The following is a 13020-nucleotide window of genomic DNA, read 5'->3' on the forward strand; positions in this document are numbered from 1 at the left end:
TTCTCGAAATGGTGGCAAGATGAGGGCATGAAGCTCGGTCTGCAGCTCGGGTACTGGGGCGCCGGTCCGCCTCAGAACGCCGCCGAACTCGTGGCGGCGGCGGAGGAATTCGGCTTCGACGCGGTGTTCGCCGCCGAGGCGTGGGGGTCGGACGCGTTCACCCCGTTGGCGTGGTGGGGATCCGCGACCTCGCGGGTGCGGCTCGGCACGTCCGTCGTGCAGATGTCGGCCCGCACACCGGCCGCCTGCGCGATGCACGCGCTGACCCTGGACCACCTCTCCGGCGGGCGGTTCGTGCTCGGTCTGGGTGTGTCCGGGCCGCAGGTCGTGGAGGGCTGGTACGGGCGGCCGTTCGCGAAACCCCTGGCCAGGACCAGGGAGTACGTGTCGATCCTGCGGCAGGTGATGGCCCGCGAGGCGCCGGTCCGCAACGACGGCCCGCACTATCCGTTGCCCTATCAGGGGCCCGGTGCCCTGGGGCTGGGCAAGCCGTTGAAACCCATCACCCATCCGCTGCGCGCTGACCTGCCCATTTGGCTCGGCGCGGAGGGTCCGAAGAACGTCGCGCTGACGTCCGAGATCGCGGACGGGTGGCTCGCCATCTACTACGCGCCGCGGCTCGCCGGCATGTACGACGAGTGGCTCGACGAAGGGTTCGCGAAATCGGGTCGTAGCAGGGAGAACTTCGAGGTCGCGGCCACGTGTCAGGTCGTGGTGACGGACGATCCGGCTGCTGTCAGGGCCATGCTGAAGCCGTTCGTCGCTTTGTACATCGGCGGAATGGGCGCGCCGGGGATGAACTTCCACGCCGAGGTCTTCACCCGCATGGGATACGGCGAGGTCGTCCAGGACGTCGGCAAGCTGTTCCAGGCGGGCCGCAAGGACGAGGCGGCGCAGGTGGTTCCGGACGAGCTGGTGGCCGAGATCAGCATCGTCGGCACCGCCGAGCACGTGCGAGACGAGGTTCGCCGCTGGGAGAAGGCGGGCGTGACGACGCTGCTCGTCGGATGCCGCGACGTTGCCTCGATCAAGGCCTTGTCGGAGGCTTGTCAGTAGGTGAAACGCGTTCTACTTTGAGGGTGTGGTCACAGGACTCTGGAACATCGCTGCCGATCAGCCGGACCTGACCGCGCTGGTCGATCCGAGTGGTCGAGAGATCACCTACTCGGAGCTCGCGGACGCCGCGAACCGCTACGGACGCGGGTTCCGGGCCCTGGGCCTCGAACCCGGCGACAGCATCGTGCTGATGCTGCCCAACAGCGCCGACCTGGTGTCGGTGTACTTCGCCGCCTTCCAGACCGGCCTCTACGTCGTGATGGCCAACTGGCACCTGACCGGGGCCGAGGTCGCGTACCTCGTGCAGGACAGCGGAGCGAAGGCTTTCGTTGCCCACGAACGGTTCGCGGCCGCCGCCGCGGAGGCGTCGGCCAGTCTGCCCGCCAACGCCCGGTTCGCGGTCGGGGACATCCCGGACTTCGAACCGCTGGCGAAGCTCGGGGCCGGCGAGGAAGGTCGTCCAGAAGGGCGCACCACCGGGTCGCCGATGCTCTACACCTCCGGCACGACCGGCCGGCCCAAGGGCGTGCGCAGGCCGTTGACCGGCGCCGACCCCGATGTCGTGCCGCCGTCCGCTCCCTGGTTCTTCGGCATCTTCGGGATCAAGCCGCACGACGGGCACGTGCACCTGTGCGGGTCGCCGCTCTACCACACGGCGGTGCTCAACTTCGTCGTCATCTCGATCCAGCTCGGCCACGCCGCCGTGCTGATGGACCACTGGGCGCCCGAGGACATGCTGCGGCTGATCGAACGGCACAAGGTCACCCACAGCCACATGGTGCCGACCCAGTTCCACCGGCTCCTTGCGCTGCCGGACGACGTCAAGGCCAAGTACGACATGGGTTCGCTGCGCGCGATGATCCACGGCGCGGCGCCGTGCCCCCTGGAGGTCAAGCGCCGGATGCTCGACTGGTGGGGTCCGGTCGTGATCGAGTACTACGCGGCCACCGAGGGTGGCGGCACCGCGATCACCGCTCAGGAATGGCTGCGCAAACCGGGTTCCGTCGGGCTGCCGTGGCCGACGTCCGAGATCAAGATCCTGGGCGAGGACGGCACCGAGCTGCCCGTTGGCGAGCAAGGCCTGGTCTACATGCGGATGGGCGACGCGACCTTCGAGTACCACAAGGACGCGGAGAAGACCCGTGCCGCGCGGGTGGGCAAGCTGTTCACGTTGCAGGACATCGGTTATCTGGACGAGGACGGCTACCTGTTCCTGTGCGACCGCAAGAACGACATGATCATCTCCGGTGGCGTGAACATCTACCCGGCGGAGATCGAGGGCGAGCTCATCTGCCATCCCAAGGTCGCGGACGTGGCCGTGTTCGGCGTGCCGCACCCGGACTGGGGCGAGGCGATCAAGGCTGTCGTGCAGCCCACCGATGGCGTTGAGCCTTCGGAGGCGCTGACCGAGGAGATCCTCGAGTTCGCGCGGACGAGGCTCGCGAAGTTCAAGCTGCCACGAACTGTCGAGTACATGGCCGAGTTGCCGCGTGACCCGAACGGCAAGCTGTACAAGCGAAAGCTGCGCGACCGTGCGTGACGCGATCAAGATGTCGGCCGAAGAGGTCGAGGCCTTTCTGGGTGAGCAGAAGACGTTGATCGTGGCCACCATCGGCCGCAACGGGTTGCCGCATCTCGCGCCAATGTGGTTCGCGTGGGTGGACGGCGCACTCGTGTTCTGCACCGACCGCAAGTCGCAGAAGATCGTGAACCTGCAACGGGATCCGCGGTGCAGCGTGCTGGCCGAGGCGGGGGAGACCTACGACCAGTTGCGCGGCGTGCACATGGAGGGCGTCACCGAGTTCACCGAGCTCGGCCCTGTCGTGGACGCCGTCGTGGCGCGCAACTTCGGCGAGGTCGGCGACGATCCCGATGCTCGTGAGGCGTTGCGCAAGGCCATGTCGAGGCGCGCCGCCGTGATCTTCCGTCCGACCAAGACCGCCAGCTGGGACCACCGGAAGACGATGTCTGGAGTGAACCCGTGAACCTGAACCGCCGTCAGGTGCTCGCCGGAGCCGGTCTCGCACTGGCCTCCGGACTCGTCAAACCGTCGCCGGCCTCCGCCGACCTCGGCGAGTTCGACGTCGTGGTGGTCGGCGCCGGCGCGGCCGGCATGACCGCCGCGCTCACCGCGGCCAAGCGCGGACTGAGCTGCGTGGTCGTGGAGAAGGCGCCGACCTACGGCGGTTCCGCCGCGCGGTCCGGTGCCGGCATCTGGATCCCCAACAACGAGGTCATCCTCGCGGCCGGCATCCCGGACACGCCCGCGAAGGCCGCGCAGTACATGGCGGCGGTCGTCGGCGACATCCCGTTGGTGCGGCAGCAGGCCTACCTGTCCCACGGGCCGCAGATGATCTCGTTCGTCATGCGCAACAGCCCGCTGCGCTTCCGGCACATGGACGGCTACAGCGACTACTACCCGGAATACCCCGGTGGCATCGCGAAGGGCCGCTCGATCGAGCCCGAGATGATCGACGGCCGGATCCTCGGTGCCGAACTCGCGAACCTGAACGCGCCCTACCTCGCCACCCCGGCGGGCATGGTCATCTACGGCGCCGACTACAAGTGGCTGGCGCTGGCCCTGGTCAACGCGAAGGGCGCCGCGACAGCCGCAGCGGCGTTGGCGCGAGGTACGGCGGCCGCTCTTGCGGGCCAGAAGCCGTTGACCATGGGCCAGGCGCTGGCCGGTGGTCTGCGGGCGGGGCTGCAACAGGTGAACGTCCCGGTGTGGCTCAACACCGGCCTCGAAGACCTGGTCGTGGAGAACGGCGCCGTCAAGGGAGTGCTGACGTCACGGGGCGTCGTGCGTGCCCGCCGGGGCGTGATCATGGGCTCCGGCGGCTTCGAGCACAACGCGGCGATGCGCGCCCAGTACCAGCGCCAGCCGATCGGTACGCAGTGGACGGTCGGCGCGAAGGAGAACACCGGCGACGGCCACCGCGCCGGCCAACGCGCGGGCGCCGCGCTCGACCTGATGGACGACGCCTGGTGGGGCCCGGCCATCCCGACGCCGGGCTCGCCGTACTTCTGCCTCGCCGAACGCACGCTTCCCGGCGGCCTGATGATCAACGCGGCGGGCAGGCGGTTCGTCAACGAGGCCGCGCCCTACAGCGACGTCGTGCACGTCATGTACGACAAGAACCCCGACGACCCGTGCATCCCGGCCTGGCTCGTGGTGGACCAGAACTACCGCAACAGGTACCTGTTCGCCGACGTGGCCCCGACCCTGCCGCTGCCCGACGGCTGGTACCAGTCCGGCGCCGTGGTGAAGAACTGGTCCCTGGACGGCCTGGCGAGCGCGATCGGGGTTCCCGGCGCGGCGCTGAAGTCGACCGTCAGCCGGTTCAACGGCCAGGCCATGACCGGCCGCGACCCCGACTTCAAACGCGGCGACAGCGCCTACGACCACTACTACACGGACCCCGCGGTCTTCCCGAACTCGTGCCTCGCACCGCTGTGGGCGCCGCCGTTCTACGCCTTCAAGATCGTGCCCGGCGACCTCGGCACGAAGGGCGGCCTGGTCACCGACGCACGTGCCCGCGTGCTGCGGCCGGACGGTTCGGTGATTCCCGGGCTGTACGCGGCGGGCAACGTCAGTTCGGCCGTGATGGGACACAGCTACGCCGGGGCGGGATCGACGATCGGGCCCGCCATGACGTTCGGGTACATCGCGGCCAACGACGTCTAGGGGCAGCGGCACAGCGCGGGCACGTCCGCGAACCGCACCTCGTCGGTGATCTGCACGAACGGCCAGCCACCGGTCTCCGCGAGCAGGAGATCGGTGGTCGTGCTGTCGCCCGCGACGAGACACACCGTCCGGCCGTCCGTCAGCGCGGTGCGCACGGCCGCGGTGAACTCGGCGGTGCCCTTCGGATGCCCGACCTCACCGGAGACGAACACGCGCTCGAACCGGTCGCCCAGCCCGGACAGCTGGATCTTCGCGCGCTGGAGCGACCGGCAGCCGTCCGTGGCGAGCCACAGCTCGTGGCGTTCGCGCAACGAGTCCAATGCGGACTCCACACCGGGGAACGGTCGCACCAAAGCCCTGCGCAGCCTGCGGAACGCCAGCGCGGCTTCCGCGGCGTCGGCGGCACTTCCCAGGTCGTCCAGGGCGAGCCGCCACGCCCGCACGTCGTTGCCCACCAACGCCTGAACGGTCTCCTGCGGCATCGGCAGCTCGTGGAAGTCCGCCCAGAGCGCCTCCCAGGACGCGACCCGTTCGACCTCGCGATGGGTGATCTGCCGGTTCTCGCGCCACTCCCGGCGGGCGGCGGCCAGCACCGCGTCGACGGCCTGCTCGGTCGCGGTGATCGCGAACTCGTCCAGCACGGCGGCGATGGCGGCACGCGCGGCGGCGCCGTCCGGGATCAGGCAGTCGTCGAGGTCGACGATGACGACAGGTCTCACGAATCCGATGCTAACCACCATCCCGGGCTAGGAGGACTCCCACACGGTGACCTGGCCGGTGATCGCGCTGCCGTCCAGCACGGTGACGTCGATCCGGAAGATCCTGCCCTCGGGGGACTTCCCGCAGACCCGGCTGCCCATGACCACGTTGTCCGCGTCCAGCGTGGCGTTCTTCGCGAGGTGGGCCACGCACTCCTGGTGCCCCGGCACGCCGTCGCTGTGCCACTCCGCCAGCCAGTAACCGGGGTCGCCGTGCAGGCGGGTCGGGGTGAGCGCCCAGACGTTCGACTCCGGCACGTCGCGCGGGGTGGCGGGGTCCAGGTGGAAGCTGCCGAACCGCAGTTCGCCGCTGAACCGCACGCCGGTGCTCAGCGGTGCGGCCACGGCGGCCTTGCTCGTCGTCGTGGGCGCGGCGGTGACCGAGGTGCCGCCGGCCGTGCGCGGAGTCGACCCGGACGGCACCGGCCGGTTCGCACCGGCCATGGTGGCGGGCGTCTGCGCACCCGCCGCGGGGGCCGGTGGCGAGGTCGTGCCGGTCTCCGCCGGGACAGAACTCGCCTCGGCCACCGGTGTCTCCGTGATCGGCTGGGGACGCGACACCAGCTGGACGACCGTCAGCGTGGCGCCCGCGACGACCGCCACCGCCGGCACGGCCAGGTACTGCACGGCTTTGAGCCACCGGGGCCGGGCGGGCTCGCCGAGATACACGTCGCCCATCGACGTGGCCTGCAACGACGTGCCGTGGACATCCCCGCTGTGTCGTTCTCGGCCGACTGATCGGAGTGTTTCAAGACCTGCACCTGCCCCGGACCGCGGATGTTTGATACGCAGATCGGAGCAGTCCCGCGAAGTGTTACGGGCACGAACGAATTGGTTCGGGAGCTATCTAGCGACCTTTGAACTCCGGCTTGCGCTTCTCGGAGAAGGCGCGAGGTCCTTCCTTGGCGTCCTCGCTGGAGAACACCTCCATGCCCAGTCGAGCGTCCACTTTGAACCCGTCGTTCTCGTGCATGGCCTCGGTCTCCCGCATGGTCTGCAGGATCTTCTGGACCGCGATCGGCCCGTTGGCCGTGATCAACGCGGCGAGCTCCATGGCCTTGTCCAGCGCCTGACCGTCCGGCACCACGTGCCCGATCAGCCCGATCTCCTTGGCCTCCGCCGCGCGAATGTGCCGTCCTGTCAACAGAAGGTCTGCCGCCACCGTGTACGGGATCTGGCGTGGCAGCCGGACCGCCGAGCCGCCCAGCGGGAACAGGCCCCAGCGCGCCTCCGAGACGCCGAACCGCGCGCTCTCGCCGGCCACGCGGATGTCCGTCGCCTGCAGGATTTCCGTGCCGCCCGCGACCGCGGGTCCTTCCACCGCCGCGATGAGCGGTTTCGTCAATCGACGACCTTTCAGCAGCGGTTCGATGACGGAGAAGTCGAACTTGCCGGCGTTCTCACTGGGATGGTTGGACGTCATGGCTTTCAGGTCCGCGCCCGCGCAGAACGAGCCACCCGCGCCGGTGAGGATGCAGACGCGCACGTCCGGATCGGAGTCCACCCGGTCCCACGCCTCGCGCATGATGGCCAGCATCGGGCCGGACAACGCGTTGCGAACCTCTGGGCGGTTCATCGTGACGACCAGGACGTTGCCGACCAAGTCCACCAACGCATGTGGTTCCGTCGTGGTCGTCATTCACGCGCCTCCTGGATCGAGTCTGACCGCACGGGGGATTGTCGAGAACAGTAACACGTTCTACTTTGCTCACCATGGCCCTCAACGTCGCAGACCTCGTTGAACACGCCGCCGACACCGTGCCCGACCGGACCGCGCTCGTGTGCGGGTCCAAGAGGGTCACCTACGCCGAACTTGAGGCGCGAGCCAACAAACTGGCTCACCACCTGGCAAAGAACGGCGTGACACAGGGTGCGCACGTGGGGCTCTACGCGCGCAACTCGATCGAGCTCGTCGAGGCCATGCTCGCGGTCTTCAAGCTGCGCGCCGTGGCCATCAACGTGAACTACCGCTACACCAAGAACGAGTTGCAGTACTTGTTCGGTGAAGCGGATCTGAAGGCACTCGTACACGATCGGCGGTACTCGCCGTTGGTCGCGGAGGTCGGCGTCCCCGGCCACGCGGTCGTGATCGACGACGAGACGGAGGAATCCTTCGCCGGCGCCGACTACGAGACCGCGCTGGCCGAGGAGTCACCCGAGCGGGACTTCGAGCCGCGCAGCCCGGACGACCTCTACATCCTGTTCACCGGCGGCACGACCGGCATGCCCAAGGGCGTGATGTGGCGGCACGAGGACGTGTGGCGCACGCTCGGCGGCGGCATCGACTTCGTGACCGGCGAGCGGCTCACCGACGAGTGGCAGCAGGCCAAGTCCGGCAAGGACTACGGGCTCATCAGGCTGTGCCTGCCACCGCTGATCCACGGCGCGGCGCAGTGGGCCGTGCTCGGCGCGTTGTTCAGCGGCAGCACGGTGGTGCTGGTGCCCAAGTTCGATCCCGTCGAGATCTGGCAGGTGATCGAAAGGGAAAAGGTTCAGGTCGCCGCCATCACCGGCGACGCGATGGGCCGGCCGTTGATCGAGGAGTTCCAGCGCGGGTCCTACGACGGCTCGTCGCTGTTCATCCTCAACAGCAGCGCCGCCCTGTTCTCCTACACCGTCAAGAGGCAGTACCAGGAACTCCTGCCGCACACGACGCTGCTGGAGTCGATCGGGTCGAGCGAGACCGGGTCCACCGGCATCGGCGCGGTGCCCAAGGAGATCGTGAAGACCGACGGCACCAAGGTGAAGCTCAACGAGGACACCATCGTCATCGACGAGGACGGCAACAAGCTCGAACCGGTGCCCGGCGTCATCGGCAAGCTCGCGCGCGGCGGGCACATCCCGCTCGGCTACTACAAGGACCCCGAGAAGACCGCGCGGATGTTCGTCGAGGTCGACGGCAAGCGGTTCACGGTGCCCGGCGACTTCGCCCGGTTCGAGGAGGACGGCGACATCACGTTGCTGGGGCGCGGCAACACCTGCGTCAACACCGGCGGCGAGAAGGTCTTCCCGGAGGAGGTCGAGGGGGTGCTGAAGTCGCATCCGGACGTGTTCGACGCGCTCGTGATCGGCATCCCGGACGACCTGCTCGGCCAACGGGTCGGCGCGATCATCCAGCCGCGCGACGGCGCGACGCCGACACTGTCCGAACTGGACGCTCACGTGCGCGAGACCCTGGCGGGCTACAAGGTGCCGCGGTCGTTGTGGCTCGTCGGCGAGATCGGCCGCACCCCGAGCGGCAAACCCGACTACCAGTGGGCGAAGCGCCACGTGGAGGACCATGCGCACCAGCCTGTGTGACGAGCTGGGCATCGAGCACCCCGTCTTCGGCTTCACGCCGTCCGAGCACGTGGCGGCGGCGATCAGCAGGGCGGGCGGGCTCGGAGTCCTCGGATGCGTGCGGTTCAACGACGCGGAGGACCTCGACCGCGCGTTGACGTGGATGGACGAGAACACCGACGGCAAGCCGTACGGCGTCGACATCGTCATGCCCGCCACCGTGCCGAAGGAAGGCACGCAGATCGACCTGGCCGGGCTCATTCCGCAGAGCCACAAGGAGTTCGTGCAACAGACGCTGCTCAAGCTCGGCGTGCCCCCGCTGCCCGACGGCGAAGGCGGCGAGGGCGTGCTCGGCTGGCTGCACTCGGTCGCGCGATCGCACGTCGACGTGGCGCTGGAACACCCGATCCGGCTCATCGCGAACGCGCTGGGCTCACCACCCACCGACGTCATCGAACGGGTGCACGCGGCCGGAGTTCCGGTCGCCGCGCTGGCGGGCAAGGCGGAGCACGCCCGCCGACACGTGGCCAACGGCGTCGACATCGTGGTGGCGCAGGGTTACGAGGCCGGCGGCCACACGGGTGAGGTCGCGTCGATGGTGCTCGTGCCGGAGATCGTGGACGCGGTGGACGTCCCGGTGCTCGCCGCCGGTGGGATCGGCTCGGGACGCCAGGCCGCGGCGGCGATGGCGTTGGGCGCCTCCGGGGTGTGGATGGGCTCGTACTGGCTCACCACGACCGAGTACACGCTGGGGAACACCAGCACGAAGGAGGCGTTGCTCGCCGCCGGTTCCAGCGACACCGTCCGCACCCGCGTCTACACCGGCAAACCCGCGCGGCTGCTGAAGACGCGGTGGACCGAGGCGTGGGCGGAGCCGGGCGCCCCGGACCCGTTGCCGATGCCGTTGCAGAACATCCTGGTGAGCGAGGCGCACCTGCGGATCGCCCGGTCCGACGACCCGTCCGTGGTGTCGATGCCGGTCGGGCAGATCGTCGGGCGGATGAACGACGTGCGCCCGGTCGCGGACGTGATGGCGGATCTGCTCCGCGAGTACGGGGAGACGGTCGAGAGGCTGACGAAGCTGTCCCGCTGAGCCGTATGGTTTCTCCCATGCCTGGGGGCTGGGCCAGGGGGAACATGATGCGGAGACTTGCTTTTGGCGTGCTCTTCAGCGGGGTGGTGCTCGCGTCCGCGATCGGGGCGCCGCACGCGTCGGCCGAGCCGTGCCGGTGGGTCGCGCGCGACCTGCCGGTGCCGGAAGGCTCGGAGTTCGCGAGGACCAGTGGGAGCAGTGACAGCAACCGGTTCATCGTCGGCGAGGCGAAGGTCGGTGAGGACTTCGGTGAGAGCGGGCTGCTGTGGGACGACGGCGCGGTGACCCGGCTGCCTTCAGCGGGCTCGGACCTGATCGCCGTCCGTCCCAGGGACGTGAACGACAGTGGGCTCGTCGTCGGCCGCCAGAACCTCCTGCTCGAGCAGCGTTCGCTGGCCTTCCGCTACCGCGACGGTGCCTACGAGCTCCTGGAGACCCCTGCCGGTCACAGTTCTCAGGCGAAGGCCGTCAACAACCTCGGTGACGTGGCCGGCGAGATCTGGCGGAGCGACACGCCGAACGACCGCCAGGTCGTGGTGTGGCCGCACGACGGACCCGCGAAGGGGTTCCTGTCCGGGCCGGCCGTCGGCATCAGCGACGACGGCAGGCTCGTGCAGGTCGCGGGCACGTCGGTCTTCGTGACCGACGTCGCGAGCGGGCAGCAGGTGGAACTGCCGGACATGAGTCAACCGGTGGTCTTCGACAACGATCGGGTGCTGTACCCCACGTCGTCCGGCTTGGGGGAGTGGAACCTCGCCGGCGAGCAGGTCATGACCTGGGAGGGCGGTACGTGGCCGTCCGGCAGGTCCGCCAGCGGCCACCTGGTGTTCGGTTTCGCGGGCGGCGTCGCGAGCCTGTGGCAGGAAGGAATCCGGTTCGCGCTCGGCTCGGAGAAGCAGCCCGTGATGGCCCAGGCCTATCACAGCGACGTCACCGACGAGGGTGTGCTGATCGGTACCTATCACGGCCCCGGAGGGAGCTCGCACCCCGCGCGCTGGTTCCGGTGCGGCTGATCACCACGTCGCGCTGAGTTTGAGGAGCTGGGCGGTCGCCCCGCCCAGCTCGAACTCGTTGCGCTTGGCCGCGGTGAAGTACCTGTGGACCTCGTGGCTCATGTCGATGCCCGTTCCGCCATGCACGTGCACGGCGGTGTGCGCGACGCGGTGCCCGGCGTCGGCGGCCCAGAACTTCGCGGTGGCCACCTCTTCGGAGGTGTCCAGGCCTTCGGAGAGGCGCCAGGCTGCTTGCCAGAGCGTCAAACGGATGGCCGCGACGTCGATGTACGCATCAGCGAGCCGTTGCGCGACGGCCTGGAAGCTGCCGATCGGCCGGTCGAACTGCACGCGGGTCCGCGCGTATTCGGCCGTCAGCTCCAGCGCGCGTTCGGTCACGCCGAGCTGGAGAGCGCACAACCCCAGCGTGTACCTCGTGATCAGCCAGTCAGGGGAGAGGCCGGGCACCAGCTCCCCGCCGGAATGCGCGAACGATCCCGCGTCCGAACCGTCGACCAGTTCCTGCGCGGTGATCTCCAACTGGTCCGCCTCGACGAGCAACACCTGTTCGTCTTGTGTCACCAGGAAAGCGGCCGCGGTGGTCGCGAACGGGACGGTCGTCTTCACGCCGTCGGCCTCGGAGAGTGCCACGGACAGCACGGTTCCAGGTGTCAGCCAGCGTTCGCGTTGCTCGGCCGTGCCGAACTCCGCGAGTGCCGACGCCGCGATCGTCGCCGGCAGGTAGGGCACTGGGGAGACGGCGCGGCCCAGTTCGATCAGCACCGAGCACTGCTCCAGCACGCCGAACTCGTCGGGCTGCTCCGGCACGACCCCGGACTTCACCAGGTCGAGCCACGGCGAGTCCGACGAGTCGAGGATCTTGCGGGTCAGCGCGGCGAGTTCGCGCTGTGCCTCGGTCAAGGTGAAGTCCACGTCGTCTCCCTACCGAAGCGATTTATCGGGGCACAGCGGGCAAGCCGAGGCCCACGCGCGCGATGATGTCCCGCTGGATCTCGTTGGTGCCGCCGCCGAACGTCAGGATCAGCGACGACCGGTGCATGCGCTCCACCCGGCCGTGCAGCAGCGCTCCCGGTGAGCCGGTGCGCACGATTCCGTTGGCGCCCAGCACCTCCATCAGCAGCCGGTAGCCCTCGGTGGCGAACTCGGTGCCGAACACCTTGGTGGCGGACGCCTCCGCGGGCGACGGGGCCTCGTCACCACCGGACGCGATCCGCCAGTTGATGAGCTTGAGGAACTCGGTCTTGGCGTGCACGCGGGCGAGGTGCAGGCGCACCCACTCCTGCTGCGCGGCACCGGTTTGGTCCGCCCATTGACGAACTTCGCGCAGCGCGGTCTGCAGGGGCGCGGCCGAGCACAGGGCGACGCGTTCGTGGTTGAGCTGGTTGGTGATGAGCTTCCAGCCCTTGTGCTCCTCGCCGATGAGGTTCGCCGCCGGCACGCGCACGTTGTCGTAGAACGTGGCGCTCGTCGTCGGGCCGGACATCGTCGGCACCGGCGTCCAGGAGAAGCCGGGCGCGGTGGTCGGCACCATGATGATGCTCAGGCCCCTGTGCCGCTGCGACTCCTGGTCCGTGCGGCAGGCCAGCCACACGTAGTCCGCGTACTGGATGAGGCTCGTCCACATCTTCTGGCCGTTGATCACGTACTCGTCGCCCTCGCGGACGGCGCGCGTGCGCAGGCCGGCGAGGTCGGTGCCCGCCTCCGGTTCGGAGTAGCCGATCGCGAAGTGCAGCTCGCCGGACGCGATCTTCGGCAGGTAGAACGCCTTCTGCTCGGGCGTTCCCATGGACATGATCGTCGGTCCGATGGAGTTCAGCGTCAGGAACGGCACGGGCGCGCCGGCCGCCGACGCCTCGTCCAGGAAGATCAGCTGCTCGATCATCGGACGGTCGCGGCCGCCGTACTCCCGCGGCCAGCCGATGGTCAGCCAGCCGTCGAGCCCCATCTGGCGGACGGTGTCCTTGTAGGCCTCGCCGTCCCCGTAGTCGCCGCCACCGGCGAGGCCGGCCCTGCGTTCAGGCGTCATGAGCGCGGCGAAGTACGCCCGCAGCTCCTGGCGCAACTGCTCCTGTTCGGGCGTGAAACCGATGCGCATGACCGCTACTCTAGAACAAGTTCTACTTGATGTCAGGA

At 68.9% G+C, this 13020-nt stretch carries 12 protein-coding genes; 7 read left to right on the forward strand and 5 right to left on the reverse strand.

Annotated elements, in window-relative coordinates; translation table 11 throughout:
• The first annotated feature begins 27 nt into the window (after positions 1-27).
• Genes ACH413_RS43580 through kstD form a run of 4 tightly spaced genes read left to right on the forward strand, consistent with a single transcriptional unit; the run spans position 28 to position 4744 of the window.
• Positions 28-1056, forward strand: coding sequence for an LLM class F420-dependent oxidoreductase (locus ACH413_RS43580; protein ID WP_360039196.1), 1029 nt, complete (start codon positions 28-30; stop codon positions 1054-1056).
• Between the two features lie 25 nt (positions 1057-1081).
• On the forward strand, positions 1082-2596 hold the full coding sequence (locus ACH413_RS43585) for an acyl-CoA synthetase (RefSeq protein ID WP_360039194.1): 1515 nt from the start codon (positions 1082-1084) through the stop codon (positions 2594-2596).
• Entirely contained in the window at positions 2589-3041 is a 453-nt protein-coding gene (locus tag ACH413_RS43590; protein ID WP_360039191.1) for a pyridoxamine 5'-phosphate oxidase family protein, read from the forward strand. The genes ACH413_RS43585 and ACH413_RS43590 overlap by 8 nt, the downstream gene beginning before the upstream one ends.
• The gene (gene kstD, locus ACH413_RS43595; RefSeq protein WP_360039188.1) at positions 3038-4744 is read left to right on the forward strand and encodes a 3-oxosteroid 1-dehydrogenase; all 1707 of its coding nucleotides are present in this window, start codon (positions 3038-3040) and stop codon (positions 4742-4744) included. Before ACH413_RS43590 ends, kstD begins: the two co-directional genes overlap by 4 nt.
• On the opposite strand, the gene ACH413_RS43600 is transcribed toward kstD, so the two are convergent.
• The 3 genes from ACH413_RS43600 to ACH413_RS43610 form a co-directional block, all read right to left on the reverse strand.
• Positions 4741-5463: an HAD family hydrolase gene (locus ACH413_RS43600; protein ID WP_360039185.1), complete on the reverse strand. Its 723-nt coding sequence runs from the start codon at positions 5461-5463 to the stop codon at positions 4741-4743. The genes kstD and ACH413_RS43600 overlap by 4 nt on opposite strands.
• A gap of 27 nt (positions 5464-5490) precedes the next feature.
• Entirely contained in the window at positions 5491-6180 is a 690-nt protein-coding gene (locus ACH413_RS43605) for a hypothetical protein (RefSeq protein ID WP_360039182.1), read from the reverse strand.
• 169 nt (positions 6181-6349) lie between these two features.
• A complete protein-coding gene (locus ACH413_RS43610) occupies positions 6350-7141 on the reverse strand; it encodes a crotonase/enoyl-CoA hydratase family protein (protein WP_330275067.1) in 792 nt (263 codons plus the stop codon).
• A gap of 74 nt (positions 7142-7215) precedes the next feature.
• Between ACH413_RS43610 and ACH413_RS43615 the strand changes: the two genes are divergently transcribed.
• From ACH413_RS43615 to ACH413_RS43625, 3 genes are read left to right on the forward strand one after another with little or no spacing between them, the layout of a single operon-like run.
• Positions 7216-8802, forward strand: a complete 1587-nt coding sequence (locus ACH413_RS43615; RefSeq protein ID WP_360039179.1) for an acyl-CoA synthetase — start codon at positions 7216-7218, stop codon at positions 8800-8802.
• The gene (locus tag ACH413_RS43620; RefSeq protein ID WP_360039176.1) at positions 8783-9874 is read left to right on the forward strand and encodes a nitronate monooxygenase family protein; all 1092 of its coding nucleotides are present in this window, start codon (positions 8783-8785) and stop codon (positions 9872-9874) included. Before ACH413_RS43615 ends, ACH413_RS43620 begins: the two co-directional genes overlap by 20 nt.
• 17 nt (positions 9875-9891) lie before the next feature.
• Positions 9892-10887 (forward strand): hypothetical protein, encoded by a 996-nt coding sequence (locus ACH413_RS43625; protein ID WP_360039173.1) that lies wholly within the window; start codon positions 9892-9894, stop codon positions 10885-10887.
• On the opposite strand, the gene ACH413_RS43630 is transcribed toward ACH413_RS43625, so the two are convergent.
• On the reverse strand, positions 10888-11799 hold the full coding sequence (locus ACH413_RS43630) for an acyl-CoA dehydrogenase family protein (protein ID WP_360039170.1): 912 nt from the start codon (positions 11797-11799) through the stop codon (positions 10888-10890).
• Between the two features lie 22 nt (positions 11800-11821).
• Positions 11822-12982, reverse strand: coding sequence for an acyl-CoA dehydrogenase family protein (locus ACH413_RS43635; protein WP_360039167.1), 1161 nt, complete (start codon positions 12980-12982; stop codon positions 11822-11824).
• Between the last annotated feature and the right edge of the window lie 38 nt (positions 12983-13020).

Source organism: Lentzea sp. NPDC020367 (genome assembly GCF_044387305.1).
Taxonomy (GTDB): Bacteria; Actinomycetota; Actinomycetes; order Mycobacteriales; family Pseudonocardiaceae; genus Lentzea.